The sequence below is a fragment of the Nocardioides panacihumi genome, assembly GCF_039530925.1.
Taxonomy (GTDB): domain Bacteria; phylum Actinomycetota; class Actinomycetes; order Propionibacteriales; family Nocardioidaceae; genus Nocardioides; species Nocardioides panacihumi.
In genome coordinates, this window is record NZ_BAAAPB010000005.1 from 290337 (window position 1) to 311598 (window position 21262).

The window sequence follows — 21262 nt, forward strand, 5'->3', positions numbered from 1 at the left end:
CGACCCCTAGCGGGGTGCACCAAGGAAATAGGAAGAAGAAATGTCGTCGTCAACACGCCGTACCGAGATCGCGCCTCGCACTGAGGGCGCTGCTTCACCGAGGGTGAATCCGACACGCGAGATCTGGATCGCCCTCGGCCTCGCCGCAGGCGCCATGGTCGCCTTGGGATTCACCCGGTTCGCCTACGCGCTGCTCCTGCCGTCGATGCGCAGCGAGCTCGACTGGTCCTTCACCGCAGCGGGTGGGATGAACACCGCCAACGCGATCGGCTACATCGCCGGCGCCGCCTCCGCTGCCTGGTGGGGCCGCCGCCTCGGCCAGCGCGTCGCATTCGTCGGCGGCATGGCCGTCTCGTCAGTGGCGCTTCTGCTGTCGGGGGCCACGGCCGACTACACCGCGCTCGCTGCGGTCCGGCTCGTCGGTGGCGTCGCGACCGCCGTGACCTTCGTCCTCGGGTCGGCCCTGGCGGCACGTGTTCACAACGGAGGGAACCACCGGAGGTCCGCGCTGCTCGTCAGCGTGTACATGGCGGGCGTCGGTCTCGGCATCATCGTGTCCGGCGTGATCGTGCCGACCATCCTCGCCCACTCGGGCTCGAGCGCGTGGGACGCCGGCTGGATCGTCATGGGCGTGGTCGCGGTCGCGCTGCTCGCGCCTGCGACGTGGGCCGTCCGTCAGGTTCCGGATGCCCCGGCCACGCGAGCCGACGTCGCACGCCCACCGCTGCGTCCACTGCGTGCGTTGTTCGTCTGGTACGTGCTGTTCGGCGCCGGCTACGTCTCGTACATGACCTTCGTCGTCGCCATGCTCCACGACGAGAGCTTCGACACGCGCCAGATCGCGACGTTCTTCATCGTGCTCGGCACGGCGTCGGTCATCGCGACGCTGATGTTCTGGGGGCGCGTCATCGGCCACCTGCGTGGCGGCCAGGCACCGACCCTGATCAGCGTCGTCGTGCTCGCCGGGGTGCTCCCCGTGCTACTCGCCGACGGGCCGACCATGGCCCTGCTCTCGGCGGTTGTCTTCGGGTCCAGCTTCATGGCAGGTCCGACGGCAGCAACCGTCCTCGCAAGGCGGATGCTTCCTCCGCACGGTTGGACATCCGGCATCGCGGCGCTGACGGTCGCGTTCAGTGTCGGCCAAGGGATCGGCCCCCTCCTCGCCGGCGCACTTTCCGACACCAACGGTGGCATCGCCCTCGGCCTCTGGCTCTCCGTCGTCCTGCTCGGTCTCGCCGCGTTCGCGGCCGCTCGTCAGCGAGACACTCTGCCGGAGCCGGAAGACGTCCTGATCGGTGAGTCGGAGCGCCGCGCCCTGGCAGCAGCCGAGGTCAGCGAAGCCGACCGGCCGGCGAGCAACGCGCCGTTCAGTCGCATCCTGGTCGCCATCGACGGCTCGCCGCAGCGCGAGCGGGTCCTGGCAGCCGCTGCAGAGCTCGCCGCCGTTGCGGGCTCGGCCGTCCGAGTCCTGCATGTCGATGCCGAGTACGCCGCCTATGACACGGCGTCGGACGCCGAGACGGAAGCCGCGGCCGAGGACCTCGTCCAGCGCGCGGTCGGTGAGCTGCGCGCACGGGGCGTCAACGCCGACGGGCTCGTCGCGCACCTGGCCGACGCCGACATCGACGATGCCATCCTGTCCGCTGCAGCGAAGCACGAGTCGGACCTGATCGTCCTCGGGTCGGAGCGTCACCGCGGCGTCGGCTCGTGGTTCGAGAGCAGCATCACCGATCCCGTGATCCATCGCGCGGCCAGTGCCGTCCTGCTCGTCGCCTGAGCCCGGGAGGGTGCGCGAGCGGATCGTCGTCATCGCGGTCTACGACGACGTACGTCTTCTCGACGTGACAGGACCGTTCGAGGTTCTCACCGTCGCGAACGAGAACGGCGCGAGCTATCGGGTGGAGATCGCGTCGGTCGACGGACGCGACGTCAGGACGGCCGGAGGGATGCGCATCGGCGCGGACCTGGCGCTCCCCGACGTCGGTGGCAGCATCGACACGCTCATCGTGCCCGGCAGTCCGGACTGGCTGAAAGCGACCGCCGACGTGGCCCTCGTCAGCGAGGTGAAACGCCTCGCCGCCACGTCGAGACGCACCGCCGGGATCTGCGCGGGAGCCTTCCCGCTCGCGGCCGCCGGGCTTCTCGACGGCCGGCGGGCGGCGACCCACTGGTCCTTGAGCGCGGAGCTGTGCGAGCTGTATCCGCAGGTCGCCGTCGACGAGGACGCCATCTTCGTCAGGGACGGGCGGATACTGACCTCCGCAGGTGTGGCCGCCGGCATCGACCTCGCCGTCGCGCTGGTCGAGGAGGACTGCGGGGCCGACCTGGCGCGCCGAGTGGCGAAGCACCTCGTCGTCTTCATGGTGAGGCCCGGAGGTCAGTCGCAGTTCTCGACCCGGGTCCAAGCGACGCCGCGCAGGCGCGAGGTGAGCAACCTGCTCGATGCGATCGTCGTCGAACCAGCGGCCGACCACAGTCTGCGAGCCCTGGCGGCCCGCGCCTCGATCAGCCCCCGCCACCTCAGGCGCTTGTTCGCATCAGAGCTGGGGCGCTCGCCAGCCGCGGTCGTCGCCGATATCCGGCTGGAGGCGGCCAAGGCCCTGCTCGAAGGCGGTGACGACGCTCTGGGATCGGTGGCAAGAGCGACCGGCTTCGGAAGCCCGGAGACACTCCGGCGAGTGTTCACCCGTCAGCTGGGAGTCACTCCTGGCACCTACCGGGCTCGTTTCCGCGGCACGTCGTCGAACCGGGACCGGGCGACCGCGCCAGCCGCCGACGCGGAGCCTGGGGAGAGCTGAGGGCTCCCGGTCGACGTCCGCGCGTCCCCGCGCGCTCAGGCGCAGCGGGCCGGGACAGCGGCGTCGAGGAACGGGCCCAACGGGATCTCGGCCGCCAGCAGGCCGTCGGCGACCCGCAGCGAGTGGCACGGTGCCACCCGGTCGAGGAACCTGAGAACCACGGAGTTCCCAGGCTCGATGAATCCGACCGCGGAGCGAAGTCCCCGGTGAGCGAGCTCCCGCAGGAGCATCCGGGTCAGCGCAGCACCGACTCCGCGCCGTTGCCAGGAGTCACCGACCCAGATGGCCACCTCAGCCACCTCAGGCGTGAGATTCGCTGCCGACGCAAGCGCGATGATCCTCGGGCCTTCCTCCGGGGCGCCACACTCCCGCGCGACGAGCGCGAGCTGTCGCCGATCGAGGATCTCGTCGAGGTACTGCCCCGGCATGACCGAGAGGTTCAGGTGAAATCGGTCGCGTCGCGTCTGCGGACTGCTGCGCGAGAACAGGTCGAGAACCGCATCGCGGTCCCCGGCCGAGAGCTCGGACGTCGCGAAGCACGCGCGCCGCGGCGTCCCGTGCGCCACCGGCGTCAGTGCCGGCCCCTGCTCGGTGCGGACGAGTGCCTGCGGGTGTTCGACGAGCGCCATCTCGACTCCTCGTGGAAGGCCGGATCGTTGGGAACGCAACAGTCCTCGTCCGGCTTGCACCCGGGTTGCAGAGCCACGGCCACCACCGATGCAATCGCGGTGCAAGCCGGCGCCGGATCCTCACAGGCATGTTCGACCTACGTGACGACGCCCTCTCCGACCCCCGCTGGGATCTCGACATGGTCGGCCGACTGGCCGGTCAGCTCCGTGTCGATGCCATTCGCATGAGCACCCGAGCCGGATCCGGCCACCCGACATCGAGCATGTCGGCCGCCGATCTCATGGCCGTTCTGCTGGCCCGACACCTCGACTACGACTGGCAGGCCCCCGCTCGGGCCGACAACGACCACCTCATCTTCTCCAAAGGCCACGCCTCGCCCCTGCTCTACGCGATGTACAAGGCGGCGGGCGTCGTGAGCGACGACGAGCTCATGTCCTCGTACCGACGTCCCGGCTCGCCCTGGCAGGGCCATCCGACGCCGGTGCTCCCGTGGGTCGACGTCGCCACCGGATCACTGGGCCAAGGCCTTCCCGACGCGGTCGGGGTTGCGCTGGCCGGGCGCTACCTCGACAGGGCCGACTACCGCGTGTGGGTCCTGTGCGGCGACAGCGAGCTCGCCGAAGGCTCCATGTGGGAGGCGTTCGGCAGGGCGGCGGACCGGAATCTCAGCAACCTGACCGCCATCGTCGACATCAACCGGCTCGGCATGCGCGGAGCCACCGAGCTGGGCTGGGACACGGACCGCTACGAGGCAAGGGTCAGTGCTTTCGGTTGCATCCCGATCGTCGTCGACGGGCACGACCTGGCCGCCGTCGACTCCGCGCTCGGGAGCGTCGGGTCGATGGACGCGCCGACCGTCATCCTGGCGCGGACCGTGAAGGGCAAGGGCATCCCGGCCGTCGAGGACACCAACGGGTGGCACGGCAAGCCGTTGCCCTCAGACGCCGCGGACATCGCTGTCCGCGGCCTTGGCGGCATCAGCAACCTGACCGTGCCTCGCCGGGAGACGGCGCGACCCCGCGGCGGCGTCCCCGACCGACCGGAGATGTCCGCCACCGCCACGGTGATGCCGTCGTACGAGAAGGGCTCCAAGGTCGCCACCCGCACCGCGTACGGGCAGGCGTTGGTTGCCCTCGGCTCCGATCCACGGGTGGTCGTCGTCGACGCCGAGGTGGGCAACTCCACGCAGGCCGACGTCTTCGCCGAGGCCCACCCGGACAGGTACTTCGATCTCTACACGGCCGAGCAGCAGATGGTCGCGGCCGCGATCGGCCTGAGCGTGCGGGGCTACGTGCCCTTCGCCGCGACGTTCGGAGCATTCCTCACGCGCGCGTACGACTTCATTCGCATGGCCGCTATCTCTCGGGCGGACATCCGCTTGGCCGGATCCCATGCCGGCGTGGAGATCGGACCCGACGGGTCCTCGCAGATGGCGCTGGAGGACCTGGCCATGATGCGAGCCGTTCACGGCTCCACCGTCCTCTACCCCAGCGATGCCGTCAGCACGGTCGAGCTCGTCCGGCAGATGCACGGACTTCGCGGCGTGGCATACCTCCGAACGACCCGCGGTGCCTACCCGGTCCTCTACGACAACGGAGAGCCCTTCCCGGTGGGCGGCTCGAAGACACTGCTGTCCTCGGACGACGACGACGTCGTGCTGGCCGGCGCAGGCGTCACGGTGCACATCTGCCTCCAAGCGGCGGAGTCGCTGGCGCTCGAGGGGATCCGGGCAACGGTCCTCGACCTGTACTCGATCAAGCCGATCGACTCCGAGAGCCTGATCCGCGCTGTGCGCGCCACCGGTGGACGCCTGGTCGTCGTCGAGGACCATCACCCCGAAGGTGGCCTCGGCGAGGCCGCCGTCATGGCCCTGGCTCAGACGACGCCCCTGCACCTCGAGCACCTGGCGGTCAGCAACATGCCGAGCTCGGGGCTCCCCGCCGAGCTTCTCGCCGAGGCCCACCTCGCCACACCCGACGTCGTCGACGCCGTCCATCGACTGGTCGCCCGATCGGGGACCGCGGACACGGCCGGCGCCTAGAGACGCCACCAGAACCTCCCGTTCCTCAGCGTCCGATCCCCGAAGGAGAATGCAAGTGTTCAGAAGCATCGGCCGCATCGTCGGCCGCCATCCGGTCCTCGTCATCCTGACCTGGGTAGGCATCGTCATCGGAGTCGCCGTCGTGGCAGGAGCCGTCGCGGGCAAGGGCTCCTCGACGTCGCAGCAGCAGACCGACTTCCTTCCAGCGAAGTACGGGTCCGTGCAAGCGGCCAAGCTGTCGGCCAAGTACTTCCCACAGCCTTCCGGGGCCCAGGCCACCCTCGTCCTCGTGCGCAGCGATCACCGCAAGCTGTCAGACGGCGACATGAGCCAAGCGGCGACACTCGTCGACCAGCTGAACCAGAGGACGCATCTCGCGAAGTACGACGGGATCGAGCCGACGTCACTGGTCCGTGCTCCCGACCGCACGGCCGCCATCGCGACCGCCCAGTTCACCGACACCAGCGGTCAGGCGGACGTCATGAAGTCCATGAAGTCTCTGCGCGCCGATACCAAAGACGTCTTCGGGCACTCTGGTCTGACAGCGGAGTACACCGGGGAGGTCGCCCAGGTCGCCGACGCCGGCGCGACCCAGGCCCTCATCGTGTTCGGCACCGTTCTGGCGATCTTCATCCTGCTCCTGATCCTGTTCCGGAGCATCGTGGTGGCGGTCGGTGCTGTCGCGCTCATGTTCATCGTGGGCCAGGTCGTCAACATGCTTCTCGCGATCGCTGCCCACATCTGGCACTTCAAGATCGATGAGACGACTGAGAGCATCCTGCCGATCGTGCTGTTCGGCGTCGGCACGGACTACGTCGTCTTCTTCATGTTCCGCTACCGCGAACAGCTCCGAAGAGGTGAGGACCACCGCACGGCGATCGCCTCCGCGATCGGGCGGGTCGGTGAAGCGGTCAGCTCCTCGGCCTTCGCCGTCGTGGTCTCCTTCGCCGCACTCATCCTGTCGCAGCTGAAGTCCCTCCGGCTGCTCGGCCCGTCGCTCAGCCTCGCGGTGCTCGTCATGCTGGCCAGCTCGCTGACCTTGATCCCCGCGGTCCTGGCGCTCACCGGCAAGCGTCTCAGCCGCCGCGCGTCCTGGCACAGGCCGCCGCGTGGCCGCGTTGCCGCGGGCGTCAGCGGATTCGTCACCGGTCGACCGACCACTGCGCTGCTCATCTCCCTCGCGGCCTTCGTCGGGCTCGGTGCGGTGGCCTTCGGCATGCACGCCGACTACCGCTCCCCGAATCCGCCCTCCGGCACCGAGTCAGGGCGGGCTTGGGCCGACGTCCGGCATGCCTTCCCACAAGGTGTGCTCTATCCGACGAGGGTCTTCGTCCACACCGCCGACCCATCTGGCCTGACTGCCGGGGAGCTCACGGACACCGCGCATCGACTGGGGGCCGTCTCAGGGGTCGCCTCAGTGGCGCCGGCGACGTTGAACAAGGCCGGAGACACCGCGATGTACACCGTTCAGCTTGCGGAGGACCCGACCTCGCCTGCCGCCGTCGCCGTGATCCGAGACGGACTCGAACCTCTGGCGACCGATCTGTCCCGGGGCGCACAGGTCGTCAAGGTCGGCGGCATCACCCAGGCTCAGTCGGACTTCGAACAGGCCCTGGCGCGCGACATGCGGATCATCTTCCCCGTGGCTGCGCTGATGATCGGGCTCATCCTGGTGCTGATGTTGCGCGCCCTGCTCGCCCCGGCTCTCCTCATGGTCAGCGTCGCCCTCGGGTTCGCCGCGACTCTCGGCGCAAGCGTCATCGCGTTCCAGGTGATCGGAGGAGCGCCAGGACTGGCTGGGACGTTGCCGATGATCGTCTACCTGTTCGTCGCGTCGATCGGCACCGACTACAACATCCTGATGGTCGCGCGCGTCAAGGAAGAGGCCGCCCGCGACGGCTCCACCATGCGCGGCGCGGTCCGAGTCGCGATGCAAACCGCCGGCCCGTCGGTCGCCGCGGCCGGCGTCATCCTGGCTGCCAGCTTCGCCGTGCTGATGTTGTCGTCGTACGTGTCGCAGATCGGTTTCGCGGTGGCGGCTGGCGTGCTCATCTCGACGTTCCTGTCGAGCTGGCTCTACGTCCCGGCGCTGGCGACGCTCCTCGAACAGCGCATCTGGTGGCCGTCCAAGGCGGCACGGCCCACGGCGGCGACGCTCGGGGGTTCGCTCGAGAGCGAGCCCGACGCTGCGTGAATCAGCCAGACCCGGAGGCACGGGCGGCGGCGGGGTCTCGGCCCGCTGCCTCCGTGCTGATCGACGAACTCGAGCACGGCCCCGGTCGAGTCCGACTCCGCCCGATCCCCCACCTCGCCCGCATCGCCCACCTCGCCCGCATCGCCCGCATCGACGTTGGCATGACGCCGGCCCTGCGCCGCGATCTCGAGTCACGTGATGACCCGGAATCGCGGCGCTCACGGCACAGAACGCCTCGGCCCTCAGCCCGAGCTCGGCCGGAACGGCGCACCGTGTCCGGGCACGATCAGCACGGGCCCGAGCTCGAGGACCGCGGCCCGGGACCGCTCGAGTGCCTCCTGGTCCTCGGCCCGCGGGTCGATGGCCGGTCCCTGCTCGGACCACCACAGGTGTGTGCAGGCGACGAGCCCCTCGGCGGTGTCGACGAGGGTGGTGATGTCCTGGGCGGTGTGTCCGGGGGTGGCCATCAGCCGGATCGACGGCGAGACCTGGAACCCGTCAGCCGGTCGGTCGGTCCAGACGTCGCCCTGGTACATCGCCCAGAAGTCGTGGAACCGGGCGTGCTCGAAGAGCGCTGCGTTCAGCGTGTGGTCCGGGTGGTGATGGCTGAACACCACATCGCCCACGTCCCCCGCGTCGACTCGGTGATCTCTCAGCGAGTCGAGGATCCTGCGGCGGTCGGCCACCATCCCCGGATCGACGATCACGGCGCGGCCCACGTCGAGAATCAGCACCACGGTGCTGGCGACCCGCTCGTCGGCATAGCCTGCGGAGAGGACGTGCAGTTCGGCGGTCATGCGCGGCGGCTAGGGAATCGGGACGCCCTGGAGGACGACCGGGGTGTGCAGCGTGTAGTCCAGCTCGTCGGCCTGGGTCACCCCGGCCGGCGTCAGGACGTCCACCGCCTTGGGGACGGCGTTCGGATCGAACGTGCAGTGCGGATCGCTGCTGGCGGTGGCGCAGACGCCGAACTGGTAGCCCTCCGGCGTCGGCTGGAACCCGCGCGCCTGGTCCGAGCTGAACCCGTCCTGGCCCGTGAGCACGACGGTGAACGCCCAGCCGGACGCCGGCGTGCCACCCAGCGCCGTCTTGGGCACGGAGAACGTGATGTAGCGCGAGATCTGGTTCGCGCTGATCGTCACCGTGCCGACGGTGTTGGTGTTCGTCGCGTCGACGAACCGCTGCCCGAAGCCCTGCACCTCGATCAGGCGGCTCCACGCGTCCGCGGACGCGATGGAGTAGTTCCGCTGCGGGAACGACGCGGCGGTCGAGGTGGCGGACGCCCCGGGCTGGTGGACGTAGACGTCGACGAGCTGCGCTCCTAGCGGGCTGCCGAAGGTCGGCGAGAGATCGCGCGTCTGCACCCGGAACGTCACGGTCGGGTCCGTGTCGTAGACCTGGAAGTCGGTGAGGTCATAGGCGCCGGCGTGGAAGTCTCCCGCGGTCGGGTAGGCGTAGTTGCCGGGTCCGTTGTCGTCACCCGTCGGGTCGTTCGTGTCCAGGAGCAGCGTGCCCTGGACGATGTCGTTGACGACCGTGCGCACCGCCTGTGCCGTGCCGCCACCCGGCGCTGTGCTGGTGATGACGAGGACGTTGTTGCCGGGCTGCGCGGGGATGTCGAAGCTGAAGCTCCCGCTCGCGCCGACCGTCGTGGTGGCGTGCGTGGTGGTGCCGGCCACGTCGGCGACATCGACCACAGCACCGGGCACCGCGGTCCCGGCGACGTGGATCGGGTCGGTCGCCGCCGTCTGGTCGGGAGGCGACGTGACTGTCAGCGCGGTCGCCGTCTGCGTGTGCTCGAGATAGCGGTCGACCGTCTCGGCCGGCTGCTCCAGCACCCGTCGCGCGGTCAGGTCGGCGGTCAGCCGCACCTGCGAGGCGGCACCCCACGTGAGCGGGGCGGCGGAGCCGTCCGGCTTGCCGTTGACGAAGCCGATCGAGGCCTGCGTCGGGTCGGTGCCGAAGGGCGAGGCCGCGACGTCAGGGGCGTCCCAGACCTGCTCCGGCACGAGACCGACGCCCGACGACTGAGCGTCGATGGCGGCGAGGAGCTGACCTGCCGTGCCGGTCTGGCCGATGGCCAGGTCGTGCTCGCCGCGCTCGGCGGACAGCACCGGCCACGGGTGCCCGGTGCCCATGTTGGACGGCGCCCACGGACGGCCTTCGAGCGGGCAGGTGTGGTCCGGCACGATGTGGCAGTCGCCGTATCCGTCGCCGTTGTAGCGCAGCCAGCCCACGCCGGTGTCCATCTGCTTCTGGATCGTCTTGTCGACGACGGTCAGCGAGTTCGCGACGTCCGGGTCGGTGGCCGACAGCTCACCGAGGCGGACGAGCTCGAGGAAGCCGGCGTCGATGACGGACCGCTGGTCCAGCGTGGGGCCGCCGTTGCCGACGTTGTAGCTGATCGCGGCGTTGGGGTCACCGGTCTTGGAGAGCCTGATGAAGTACGGCTTGGCGGACAGCGGACCGTTCGTCGTGACCGTCCAGGCCTTGATCGAGCGCTGGTACAGGTCGGCCGTGGCGAGCCAGATCCGGGCGTCGGCCGAGGAGTGGTGCTCCTTGGCGATCTTCGCCGCGGCGACCAGTCCGGCGATCTCGGCCGCGATCGTGGAGGGCGAGTAGCCGCTCTGCTCCTCCCACCGCTCCGGACCGAAGGACGGTCCGTGCGCGATCAGGTAGTTCGCGGCGGCCTGGACGTGCGGCCACAGCGTCGCGTCGTGGGCGAGGCCCGACTGGAGAACCATCAGGAGCGGGTAGGCCACCTCGTCGAGCTGGGTGTTGAACGAGTCAGGCGCGGTCTTGCCGTTGACCAGCGAGTTCCGCGGCAGCGAGCCGTCGGCCAGCTGCTGGCGCTCGAGCAGGAACCGCGTCGCCGCGCGCGCCGTGCTCAGGTCGCCGTCGGTCAGCAGTGCGGTCCACGCCTCGTACAGGTCGCGGGAGAACACCTCCCGGTAGGAGCCGAAGTACGTGTTCGCCGGGTCGCCCGCCGAGACGGCCTGCCCCCACGGCGAAGCCAGGGACGCGACGATCGCGCCCGGGAACGTCTTGTCCTCGCTGGCCTTCACCGCGTTCGCGGACACGTAGTACTGGCGGACCGCGTCGGCCTGCTGCGCCTTGGTCAGACCGGGCAGGTGCGACGACGGGCGGCGCAGTCGGGCGTCGTACTTGCGCCAGCCGGCGGCGTACTTGCCCATCAGAGCACCCACCGGCGTGCGCACCGTCGCTCCGGCGGTCGAGACCGCCGAGGCCTGGGTCGTGCCGAAGCCGAGGGCGAGCGTGAATTCGTCGTGCTTGCCGCGCTCGACGGCGGCGGTCTGCTCGACGTTGCCGGCCATGGCCGCCTCGGTCGGCGTGAGGGCATGGGTGGAGTCGAGCTGGGTGAGACCGTCGCTGGGGGTGCCGACGAAGCCGCTGCTCACCGAGGTGAACGGCCGGTCGGCCCGCAGCGCCAGGAAACTCGGCACCGCGTAGTCGCGGTTGGCGGCGTTCGTGGTGGTCACCGTGTCGTACGAGACGGGCACGGGCGACCCGGTGGTCGTGTCGGTCACCGCGTTGTCGGCGCCGCCGTTACCGCTGCCACCGCCGCCGTTGCCGGCGACCGTCGCGTCCAGGCGCACGTACAGCCGGTACGACGCCGCCGCCGACGTCAGCGGCGTGTAGTGGGTGTGGACGACGACGCTCGAGCGGGCCGGGTCGGTCAGGTAGGTGGTGGCCAGCCGGTAGGCGCCCGACTTCGCCGTCGACGTGACGGTGCAGACCATCCCGGTGTCGTCGGCGCTGACGGTGTAGGTCATGTCGCGGGTCTGCAGGTCCGTGAACGACGAGCCGTCCGTGACGAGGTACTGCATCGTCTCGACGTTGGTGGTGTCGATGGTCGGGGCGTACACGTCGGAGAGGACCCCGCCCGCGACGGTGTACCAGATCTTGGAGGACGTGTTGCGGGCCGTGCCCAGGCAGTCCTTCCGGGCCACGTCGAAGTGGCTCAGCGTGCCGGGTCCTCCGCTGGCGGGGGCCGCCGAAGCAGGGGGCGGCGCGACCGCGGCCAGGGAGCCCGCGAGTGTCGCAGCAACGGTGAATCCGACCAGCCGAGTCTGCCTGCGCATCGCACGCCTCCAGTTCGCCACGGAACTCGTGGATCTGCCGATACACGCAACCGGAACCGCGCCCGGGCGTCAAGAGCCAGCGCGCCCCGACTTCTGGTGCGACCGGCTCGGAGGGTCAGTTGATGATCTCGCCGCGTTCGTCCGCGAGGATCGCCGCGAGTCGGTCCCGCCAGCCTTGCAGCGCCTCGGGGCTGAGCCGTGTCCAGTCGGTGACCTCGCCGACGACCCTGAGCGGCTCCCTGCTGCGGTAGGACCGGGTGGGGTTGCCGGGGAACTTCTTGTCGGTCACGTTCGGGTCGTCCTCGAACGCGCCGGTCGGCTCGACGAGGTACACCCGCGGATCGCCGTCCCCCGCCGCGAGCTCGGCGGCCAGCCCCGCGCCGTCGACCAGCGCGGTGAAGTAGATGTGGTTCATCACGATCTCGGGCCGGTAGTTGGACCGGTTGCCCGCGGTGAGGAGATCGCCCACCCGGAGGTCGGCCTTGGTGCCGTGGAAGAACGGGCCCTGGTCCAGCAGGTCAGTCATCGCGTCAGGTTCCTCTCGGCGCGACGGCGCAGGAGCGCACGCTCGCTCTCGTTCCTGGTGAGCCCGGACGCCTCCATGAACGCCTCCCCCGCCGGCGCGTGCAGCCCGGCCCGCTCGAGCAGGTCTCCGCGCACGCTCGCGACGAGCGGCGAGTCGCCGAGCGCGCCCACGTCCAGGTCGTCCAGCACCGCGAGTCCGGCGTCCGGGCCGTACGCCCGCCCGTGCGCGACGGCTCGGTTGACCTCGACGATCGGCCCTGGCGCCGCACCTGCCAGTACGTCGTAGAGGACGGCGATCCGCCGCCAGTCGGTGTCCTCGGCACGCTCCGCGCGGGCGTGCTGCGCCGCGATCGAGGCCTGCAGGAAGTACCTGCCGACCGGCTCCCCACGCGCCGCGAGCAGCTCGGCCTCGCGCAGGGCGGCCAGCCCGCGCCGGATCATCAGGCGGTCCCAACGGCGACGGTCCTGCTCCTCCAGCAGGACCGGCTCGCCGTTCTCGTCGAGCCGTGCGTTCGTGCGCGAGCCCTGGAGCTGCAGGAGCGCCTGCAGTCCGAGCACCTCGGGCTCGTCGGGGGCGAGAGCGCTCAGCATGCCGGCGAGCCGGATCGCCTCGTTCGCCAGGTCGGGCCGCATCCAGTCCTCACCGACGGTGGCGGTGTAGCCCTCGTTGAAGATCAGGTAGATCACCGCCATGACGTCGCCGAGACGCCTCGACCGCTCCCGTCCGGTGGGCAGCTCGAACTCGGCGTGAGCCTCCGCCAACGTCTTCTTGGCTCGCGAGATGCGCTGGCCCATCGTGGGCTCGCTGGTCAGGAACCCGCGCGCGATCTCGGCAGTGGTCAGCCCACCGACCAGACGCAGCGTCAGCGCCGCCCGGGACTCGGCGGTCAGAGCCGGATGGCAGCTCAGGAAGATGAGCCGCAGCACGTCGTCCTCGATGTGGTCGACCTGGGCGTCGAGATCGGGCATCGTCGCCTCCTCCCCCGCATCGGCGTGCTCGAGCTCGGCGAGCTTGCGGCGAAGGTTGTCGGCGCGCCGGAAGTGGTCGATGCCGCGTCGCTTCGCGGTGGTCATCAGCCAGGCGGCGGGATTCGCCGGCACGCCGGCTGACGGCCACTGCTCGAGCGCGGCGACGAGGGCGTCCTGCGCAAGATCCTCGGCAAGCTCGATGTCACGGGTCATCCGTGTGAGGGCGCCGACGAGGCGGGCCGACTCGGCCCGCCACGCCGCGATGATGGCCTCACTCGGATCATCCGAACTGGTCTGCGCCGGCACGGTGCCAGCGTAGTGAGGTCCGATCAGGCGCCGGGCTCCTCCGGGCCGGTGGAGATCTGGCGCAGGGTCGAGATGACGGTCACCTCGGGCCAGTACTTCGCGTGGAGCTCGGCGAACTCCCGCTGGTCGGCCACGGCTTCCTCGAGGCTGTCGTACTGCATGATGGCCCAGCCGCCGACGACCTCCTTCGCCTCGGCGTACGGCCCGTCGACTCGCGTGACCTCGCCGTCGCGGACCACGAAGTTCACGGCGTCCTCGGTGCCGTAGAGCCCTCCGCCGTCGAGGAACACACCCTTGGCGGCGCGTTCGCCCACGTGGACGTCCATCGCGTCGAACAGCGCCTGCGGCGGCGTGCCGACGCCCTCTTCCATCCTCACGAATCCCATGAAACGGGGCATCTTCTTCTCACTCCTGAAGGTTGCTGGCGGTTGCTTCTCGCACGTACGTCGAACGGCCGACGGGCTCTTCGACATCGACCTGGAAACTTTCTCAAGACTGTCAGGAGAGCACCGACGCGGGTGCCGGGGTGCGCATCCCGTTGACCACTCCGAGCTGACGCAGGGTGTATCGCTGCAGCCGGACCAAGGACCGGCGATCCAGCTCCTCGCAGATCCAGTCCCAATGAAGCGCGCACCAAGCGCCGCACCGCAGGCCGCGAGCCAGCCCTCGGCCGTCGACGCTGGCGAGCACCCGCTCCTCGACAGGCTCGCCGAGCATCAGCCTGCGCCCGTCCCAGGTCAGCGGCCGTGACCGGACGACGACCTCTCCCCCGGCGATCGAGCACACCTGCCCCCACCGGATCCGACATCGATCGAGCACCCGGAGCGGCTCGTCGAGCCGCCCCTCCCGGAGCAACCCCAGCCAGGGGTAGACGCCGAACACGTGGAAGGAGTGGTGCGGGACTGCTCCCTCAGTCACCGGCGCCGCGAGCTCAGACCACATGCGGCCGGCCCGCCCTCGGAACCGGCGCTCCAGGGAGGCGCCCATCAGCCGCGGGCTCACCCGGTCCAGCAGCTCGTTGCCCAACCAGTACGCCTCGACCACCCGGTCATCGAGCGGGTCACCGATCCCGTTGGCCGCCGCGATGAGCTCCAGGTAGGGCCAGGCGCCGCCGAACCCGCGCAACAGGCGTCGCAGGTCCCCGTCGGCGGCACCGGCCGCGACGCGCTCGAGGAGCTCCGCCGAGGCATCGGGACCGCAGTAGCCGAGCTCGTTCGGCGGGTAGGCGTACCGGGCGAACCTCAGCGCACCGCCGGCCAAGCCCTCCATCTCACGACACCGCCACAGGTGCTGACCGGGCGCGCCAGGCGGCCCACACCGCCAGGGCCCCACCGGCGAGCACGACCATGAGCCAGTCCAGCTGCGGGCGCAACGGCACGCCATCCGTGACGTTGCTCAGCACCGCCGTCACGGGGGCGGCGAGCACCAGCACCGCAGTGACGTCCACGGCCTGCGCGCGCTGCAGGGCCGCGAACCAGGTGGCGACGTACGCCGCGAGCAGGACCCCGGTCAGCAGCACCCATCCGGCCTGCTCGGCCGTCATCGACGTGAGCAGCCCGAGGTCCCCGCGCACCCCGACCCAGACGATGAGGACCACCGATCCCAGAACCATCCGGGCGACGCCCACCGTCCACGAGGACACCCCCGCCAGCAACCACTTGGCCACGACCACCTCGACGGCCCACATCACCGTGGCGCCCAGGATCATCGCCTCCGCCCCACCGAAGCTGCTGATGCCGCCGACCAGCCCGATCTGCCCGATGACCAACAGGGCGATCGCGAGCAGGTGGAACAGGCTCAACCGCTCCCCGAGGAACACCACGGCCAGCAGAGCGACCCACACCAGGAGCGTCTTGTGCAGAAAGGCCGCCTGCGGTGAGCTCGCCCGGGCCAGTCCCTCGAAGAACAGCACGAACGGGACGCTGCCGCCCACCAGCCCTATCGCGGCCAGGGCCGCCCACTCCCGGCCGGTACGCGGCAGGGTCAGGCGCGCACCCGCCCGCGACCCGATCGCGACCACGGCCAGCAGGACGATGGCAGCCACCGCGTTCTTCGCCGTCGTGTACGCCGTCGCGTCGCCGAAAGCGCGGACGCCGTCTGCGTTGAAGAAGACGGAGAACCCGCTGATCACCGCGGTCGCGAGTGCGAGCTGGATGCCGGTTCGCCGCGCCCCGGTCAGCGTCGCGCCCGGCGTGCGGCGGGTCGTCGGTCTGGACATCAGCGTTCCTCCTGGGGTGCGTTCCTGATCCGGGCCGCCTCGCGTCGCTCGTCCTCGGTGAGGCGCGCCAGCGCGAATCCGCTGTGGACCTGGAGCCACTCGCCCAGGGCGACCGGGGCATCGAGGGTCATCAGGGAGACCGTCACGAGACGGTCGCCGACGCGGGCCCGCACCGTGTGCTGGTCGACCAACTCGACCACCTGAGCGATGTCACCGAGGCACACGGCTCGTCTCCTCACCTCGGGTGGTGCCCAGCGCCTCGCAGATGCAGCGCGCCGCTGCCGGGATGGCGGCTGCCACGGCGGGCGAGAGCGGTGCACCGTGGTCGAACCGCTCCGCCTCGACGCCGACGACCACCAGGCGCTCCGGGAGCCGGCCCAGCACACGGCCGAGCTCGACGACCTCGGCCAGCCCGATCGCGTGGGTGCTTCCGTGCCCGCTGCGCGCCCACGCGCCGAGGCCGACCTGCGACGCCGTGCGTCCCGTCTCGAGCCGGTGCACGGTCCCCGCGAGCGCACCCGAGCAGGCCGCGTCGACCACGACCACGGGCGTGTGACCGGCCCAGAGGTCGAGCAGCGCGGTCGGGTCCTCGTGCTCGACCACCGCGATCGATGGATGCTCGGCCGCAACTGTGCGAGCGACCGCTGGGCCGACGGCGTCATCTCCTCGGTCGCGGCTGCCCAATCCGATCACCAGCGGGCCCCGTGCCGCCCGGTCCGTGCGCACCGCGGGGTTCACGACCGCTCCACCGTCAGGTCGAGGAAGTGCGTCGCACAGGAGATGCAGGGGTCGTAGTTGCGGATCGCGTGTTCGCACCGATGCTGCAGGGCGTGCTCGTCGAGGTCGATCCAGGCACCCACCATGGCGCGCAGGTCGGCCTCGATGCTGGTCTGGTTCTGCGACGTGGGTGGCACGATCTGGGCGTCCCGGATGATCCCGGTGTCGTCGATCGCGTAGCGGTGGAAGAGCACCCCGCGCGGCGCCTCGCTCGCGCCGAAGCCGGCACCGGCCCTCGGCGGCACGGGGACGCTGGCCGGGCCGGACCCGGTCCATCCGTCGACGATGCGCAGGGCCTCGTGGCACGCCTCCACGAGCTCGACCGCCCGCACGATGATCGAGCGGAACGGGTTGCGGCAGCCGTCGCCCAGTCCGGCCTCCGAGGCGGCCTGATGCGCGAGCGGGGAGAGCCGATCGGAGTTCAGCGTGTAGCGGGCCAGCGGACCGACGGCGTACGGGCCGCGGATGCCTCCGTCGAGCCGGGAGTGCAGCGCGTTCGAGTGCGGCAGGTGCATCTCCTCGATCCGGGTGGCGAAGTCCCGGACCTCGAAGTCGGCCCCGCCCGTCGAGACCACGCGTCCCGCCTCGATCGGGTAGCCGGCCTCCGGGCGGAGCGCGAGGTACTCGTAGGGCTGCTCGAAGTCGGGGAAGTCGAAGCCCGCGACCAGACGCACGGTCTCGAGGGCGTCCTCGAGCGCCCGCTCCAGATCGGGGCGGATCGCGCGCAGCTCCTCGGCGCTCGGAAAACGGTAGAAGCCGCCCACCCGCACGTTGATCGGATGCACCGAACGGCCGCCCACGACCTCCATCAGCCGGTTGCCGGCCTTCTTCAGCCGCAGTCCCCGCTCGACGACCGCGGGATGGTCCGCCGCCAGCTCGACCGCTCCGTCGTAACCGAGGAAGTCCGGCGCGTGCAGCAGGTAGACGTGGAGCGCGTGGCTCTCGATCCACTCGCCGCAGTAGAGCAGCCGACGCAGTGCCCGGATCTCCCCGGTGACGGCGACGCCGCACGCGTCCTCGATCGCCCAGCAGGCGCTGGTCTGGTAGGCGACCGGGCAGATGCCGCAGATCCGCGCGGTGATGTCCGGCGGCTCCGTGTGGGCGCGGCCGCGGAGGAACGCCTCGTAGAAGCGTGGCGGCTCGTAGATCCGAAGCTGGACGTCTGCGACCTCTCCGGCGCGGTAGGAGATGTGCATGGCGCCCTCGCCCTCGACCCGCGCCAAGGTGCCGACGTGCAGGACGTGCCCGCCGTCCTTGTGCCGGTGCGTCATCGCTCCCCCGTCCCGGGACGACCCTCGTGACGCTCGCTCTCGCGCAGGAAGGCCTCGGAGGCGGCGTTGAACGTGCGGAAGACCCGCAGCACCTCGGGCTCGCTCATGCCGACCTCGCCGAGCCGGTGGGCGATGGACGTTGTGTTGGGTGTGTCCTGGGGGCCGAAGCAGCCGTAGCAGCCGCGCGAGAAGGTCGGGCACAGCGCTCCGCAGCCGGCTTGGGTGACCGGACCCAGGCAGGGGGTCCCGTGCGCGACCATCACGCAGACGTTGCCGCGTCGCTTGCACTCCACGCAGACGCTGTGCGTCGGGACCCGTGGCGCGCGCCCCTGGATCTCAGCGGCGAGCACCTCGAGGAGCTGGCGCTTGTCGATCGGGCAGCCGCGCAGCTCGAAGTCGACCCGGACGTGCGCGGCGATCGGCGTGGACCGGTCCAGCGTCGCGACGTACTCCGGATGGGCGTAGACGACCGAGCGGAACTCTGCGACGTCGGCGAAGTTGCGCAGGGCCTGGATGCCGCCGCTCGTCGCGCACGCCCCGATCGTGATCAGGCGGCGGGAGGCCTGGCGCACCTGCACGATCCGCTCGAGGTCGTCGGGCGTGGTCACCGACCCCTCGACGAGGGAGACGTCGTACGGACCCTCCACCACGGCGCGGGTGGCCTCCGGGAAGTAGGCGATCTCCACCTCACCGGCGAGCGGGATCAGCTCGTCCTCACAGTTGAGCACGGTCAGCTGGCAGCCGTCGCAGGAGGCGAACTTCCAGACCGCCAGCTTGGGGCGCCCGGTGCGGCTGGTCGGGGCCGTGACGGGGGTCGCGGTCATCTCACACCTCCGCCAGGGCCAGTAGCGGGACCAGCCGGTCATAGCTCAGCACCGGTCCGTCGACGCAGCAGAAGAACTCGCGGAGCTGGCAGTGCCCGCACAGCCCGATCCCGCACTTCATGTTGCGCTCCATCGACAGCCGCACGCGGTCGGGAGCCATGCCGCGGTCCACCAGCGCCCGGGCGGAGTGCCGCATCATCACCTCGGGCCCGCAGACCAGAGCGAGCGCCCGCTGGGCGTCGAAGGCCGCCCGCTCGATCAGCTGCGTGACCAGTCCGACCCGCCCTCGCCAGCCGTAGGGGCCACTGTCGACGGTCACCTCGACGTCGATGTCGTGCCGCGCGGCCCAGGTGCGCTGCTCCTCGGCGTACAGGATCTCCTCGGGGTTGCGGGCGCCGTACAGCAGCACCACCCGGCCGTACTCCGCGCGGGCTGCGACGATCCGGAGGATCGCCGGCCTAAGCGGCGCGAGCCCGATCCCGCCGGCGACGACCACCACGTCGGCACCCCGACCCCGCTCGACCTCCCAGCCGGTGCCGAAGGCGCCGCGGACGCCCAGCACCGCTCCCGGCGCTGCCGTGGCCAGGGCGTGCGAGACCGAGCCGACGTCGCGGATGGTCTGGTGCAGGACCTCCGGCCGCGCCGGGTCGCCGCTGATCGAGATCGGGACCTCCCCCGCTCCGAAGGCGAGCAGCATCGTGAACTGGCCGGGCTCGAAGTCGAGCGGCTCCCCGTCCAGCGGGGCCAGCTCCAGGCTGTGCGTGTCGTGGGTGTCGCGGCGTGTCGCGATCACCCTGAAACCGCGCGGGAGCATGTCCGTCGCACTCATGGGTGGCTCCCGTAGAGGTCGAGCAGCCGGACGCGGGCCGAGTGCAGCCGTGCCGACATCACCTGGACCACCCGCTGGAGCAAGGCGTAGCCGAGGGTGGCGTCGTCCTCGCACTTGCCGCGCAGGCAGACGCCGTCGAACGCGATCGCGCTGGTGTCGTCGGTGGCCCGGGCATCGAACGTCCAGCGGTACGGCGCGATCAGCCACGACCACCCCACGACGTCCCCCTCCTGCGCGGTGTCGAGGACGACGTCGTCGGTCGGGGTCCGCAGCCCGACCGAGACGCGGCCGTGGCGCAGCACGTAGAACGTGTCCGCCGGCTCGCCCTCGTGGAAGAGGAACTCGCCCGGCCGGAAGTGCACGTTGGTCGCGCAGCCCGCGACCAGCTCGAGCGCCGCCGGGTCGAGCCCGGCGAAGAACGGGTGCTCGGGGAGATCCTGCGCGATGGTCGGCACCGTCAGCCCTCTCCCCTGGCGGCACGCTGGTGGGCGGCCGCCTCCTCGGTGATGTCGATCGCCGCCGGGCACCACGTGATGCAGCGACCGCAGCCCACGCAGCCCGACATGCCGAACTGATCGATCCAGGACCCCAGCTTGTGCGTCATCCACTGCCGATATCGCGATCGGGTGGACTCCCGCACGTTGCCCCCGTGCAGGTGGGAGAAGTCGGCGCTGAAGCAGGAGTCCCACACCCGGGTCCGGTCGGACTCGCCCCCGCTCAGGTCCGTGACGTCCTCGACGTTCGTGCAGAAGCAGGTCGGACACACCGCGGTGCAGTTGCCGCAGGCCAGGCACCGCTGCGCGACGTCGTCCCAGAGCGGGCTCTCGGCGCTGGCGTAGAGCAGCTCCTTGAGGCCCACGGTGTCGAGCTTCCGGCCCATCCGGGCCGCGGCGTTCGCGGCCACCTGGTCGGCCGCGGTCACGTCCGAAGGCTCGGCTGGCCCGGCGCCGATCTCGTCGACGACGTCCGCACCGCGGTCGCTGCCGACCTCCACCAGGAAGCGGTGGGCCGCGCCGTCCGTCAGCTCGGTGAGCGAGAGGTCGAAAGGTGCACCGTGCCCCTCCTGGGGCCGCGGCCCGGTGCCCATGGACACACAGAAGCAGGTTCCGCCGGGATCTCCACACGACACCGCGACGACGAACGCACCCTCGCGTCGGGCGACGTACGCACCGTCCTGGTGGCCGCGCCCGCCCAGCACGGTGTCGTGGATGCCGACCGCGTGCAGGTCGCACGAGCGCACGCCCAGCAGCGCGTAGGGTCCGTCGGCGCCCGCGTCGGACGGCTCGAGGTCGAAGCCCTCCGGAGTGCGGCGCCCACGCCAGAGCACCTCCTCGGTGGGGAAGAACACCGGCTTGGCCGACTGCGCACCCGAGGCGAACCCGAAGACCGCGTCGTCGTCACGGCGCCGGAGTCGGTAGTGGGCGGCGTCCTGGTCGTCTCCCCAGCCCACCGGCAGGTCCGCGACCCGACGGATGGTCGCGTTGACGATCGCACCGTCGCGCACCGTCGGGCCCAGCACCGTGAAACCGCGCCGGTCGAGCACGTCGATCAGTGCCTGCAGTCCAGCAAGGTCGATCAGCCGGGTCTCCATCAGAGCCTCCCCACGCCGACGTGCGGTCTGACACAGCATCTTGGTGTATCCCCTGCGCGCCCGCCAGGGTCCTGACGGAGGTTGGGTACGGCCGACCGCCCGGACCGAACTCCGTGACCTTCGCCTCTATCCGCACGTCCGATCGGCGCAGGAGGTTGACGTGGTCCGGTGTGAGGAGGAGAGCGA

General features: G+C 70.8%; 19 protein-coding genes. 4 read left to right on the forward strand and 15 right to left on the reverse strand.

The genetic code is table 11. From position 1 onward, the window contains the following. Positions 1-103: 103 nt before the first annotated feature. Both ABD205_RS20330 and ABD205_RS20335 read left to right on the forward strand, forming a co-directional pair. On the forward strand, positions 104-1777 hold the full coding sequence (locus ABD205_RS20330; RefSeq protein ID WP_344048044.1) for a YbfB/YjiJ family MFS transporter: 1674 nt from the start codon (positions 104-106) through the stop codon (positions 1775-1777). Positions 1778-1787: 10 nt separating this feature from the next. Beyond that, positions 1788-2798 carry a GlxA family transcriptional regulator gene (locus tag ABD205_RS20335; RefSeq protein ID WP_344048045.1) on the forward strand — a complete coding sequence of 337 codons (1011 nt, stop codon included), beginning with the start codon at positions 1788-1790 and terminating at the stop codon, positions 2796-2798. Between the two features lie 35 nt (positions 2799-2833). Here the strand turns inward: ABD205_RS20335 and ABD205_RS20340 are convergent, their stop codons facing one another. Then, complete coding sequence (locus tag ABD205_RS20340) at positions 2834-3427, reverse strand: GNAT family N-acetyltransferase (RefSeq protein WP_344048047.1); 594 nt, start codon at positions 3425-3427, stop codon at positions 2834-2836. A 128-nt stretch (positions 3428-3555) separates the two neighbouring features. Here ABD205_RS20340 and ABD205_RS20345 point away from each other — a divergent pair, with 128 nt between their 5' ends. Further along, positions 3556-5469, forward strand: a complete 1914-nt coding sequence (locus ABD205_RS20345) for a transketolase (protein WP_344048049.1) — start codon at positions 3556-3558, stop codon at positions 5467-5469. A gap of 55 nt (positions 5470-5524) precedes the next feature. Next, a complete protein-coding gene (locus ABD205_RS20350) occupies positions 5525-7663 on the forward strand; it encodes an MMPL family transporter (RefSeq protein WP_344048051.1) in 2139 nt (712 codons plus the stop codon). A 242-nt stretch (positions 7664-7905) separates the two neighbouring features. Here ABD205_RS20350 and ABD205_RS20355 read toward each other — a convergent pair whose 3' ends face one another. The 14 genes from ABD205_RS20355 to ABD205_RS20420 form a co-directional block, all read right to left on the reverse strand. Beyond that, complete coding sequence (locus ABD205_RS20355) at positions 7906-8460, reverse strand: MBL fold metallo-hydrolase (RefSeq protein ID WP_344048053.1); 555 nt, start codon at positions 8458-8460, stop codon at positions 7906-7908. Positions 8461-8469: 9 nt separating this feature from the next. Further along, the gene (locus tag ABD205_RS20360; RefSeq protein ID WP_344048055.1) at positions 8470-11766 is read right to left on the reverse strand and encodes a glucodextranase DOMON-like domain-containing protein; all 3297 of its coding nucleotides are present in this window, start codon (positions 11764-11766) and stop codon (positions 8470-8472) included. 115 nt (positions 11767-11881) lie between these two features. After that, positions 11882-12292: an NAD(+)--rifampin ADP-ribosyltransferase gene (gene arr / locus ABD205_RS20365; RefSeq protein WP_344048057.1), complete on the reverse strand. Its 411-nt coding sequence runs from the start codon at positions 12290-12292 to the stop codon at positions 11882-11884. Beyond that, the gene (locus tag ABD205_RS20370) at positions 12289-13566 is read right to left on the reverse strand and encodes an RNA polymerase sigma factor (protein WP_344048059.1); all 1278 of its coding nucleotides are present in this window, start codon (positions 13564-13566) and stop codon (positions 12289-12291) included. The genes arr and ABD205_RS20370 overlap by 4 nt, the downstream gene beginning before the upstream one ends. Before the next feature lie 23 nt (positions 13567-13589). Further along, on the reverse strand, positions 13590-13937 hold the full coding sequence (locus ABD205_RS20375) for a YciI family protein (protein ID WP_344048224.1): 348 nt from the start codon (positions 13935-13937) through the stop codon (positions 13590-13592). Between the two features lie 127 nt (positions 13938-14064). Beyond that, complete coding sequence (locus ABD205_RS20380; RefSeq protein ID WP_344048061.1) at positions 14065-14835, reverse strand: DUF6390 family protein; 771 nt, start codon at positions 14833-14835, stop codon at positions 14065-14067. Position 14836: 1 nt separating this feature from the next. Beyond that, positions 14837-15784, reverse strand: coding sequence for a DMT family transporter (locus tag ABD205_RS20385; RefSeq protein WP_344048063.1), 948 nt, complete (start codon positions 15782-15784; stop codon positions 14837-14839). Continuing rightward, complete coding sequence (locus tag ABD205_RS20390) at positions 15784-16008, reverse strand: HypC/HybG/HupF family hydrogenase formation chaperone (RefSeq protein WP_344048065.1); 225 nt, start codon at positions 16006-16008, stop codon at positions 15784-15786. The genes ABD205_RS20385 and ABD205_RS20390 overlap by 1 nt, the downstream gene beginning before the upstream one ends. Further along, positions 15995-16600, reverse strand: a complete 606-nt coding sequence (locus tag ABD205_RS20395; protein WP_344048067.1) for a hydrogenase maturation protease — start codon at positions 16598-16600, stop codon at positions 15995-15997. Before ABD205_RS20395 ends, ABD205_RS20390 begins: the two co-directional genes overlap by 14 nt. Beyond that, positions 16519-17832 (reverse strand): Ni/Fe hydrogenase subunit alpha, encoded by a 1314-nt coding sequence (locus ABD205_RS20400; RefSeq protein ID WP_344048068.1) that lies wholly within the window; start codon positions 17830-17832, stop codon positions 16519-16521. Before ABD205_RS20400 ends, ABD205_RS20395 begins: the two co-directional genes overlap by 82 nt. Further along, positions 17829-18656 carry an NADH-quinone oxidoreductase subunit B family protein gene (locus ABD205_RS20405; protein ID WP_344048069.1) on the reverse strand — a complete coding sequence of 276 codons (828 nt, stop codon included), beginning with the start codon at positions 18654-18656 and terminating at the stop codon, positions 17829-17831. The genes ABD205_RS20400 and ABD205_RS20405 overlap by 4 nt, the downstream gene beginning before the upstream one ends. 1 nt (position 18657) lies before the next feature. Further along, on the reverse strand, positions 18658-19485 hold the full coding sequence (locus ABD205_RS20410; protein ID WP_344048071.1) for an FAD/NAD(P)-binding protein: 828 nt from the start codon (positions 19483-19485) through the stop codon (positions 18658-18660). After that, on the reverse strand, positions 19482-19940 hold the full coding sequence (locus ABD205_RS20415; protein ID WP_344048073.1) for a Crp/Fnr family transcriptional regulator: 459 nt from the start codon (positions 19938-19940) through the stop codon (positions 19482-19484). Before ABD205_RS20415 ends, ABD205_RS20410 begins: the two co-directional genes overlap by 4 nt. A 2-nt stretch (positions 19941-19942) precedes the next feature. Next, positions 19943-21076: a 4Fe-4S dicluster domain-containing protein gene (locus ABD205_RS20420; protein WP_344048075.1), complete on the reverse strand. Its 1134-nt coding sequence runs from the start codon at positions 21074-21076 to the stop codon at positions 19943-19945. Positions 21077-21262: the final 186 nt, after the last annotated feature.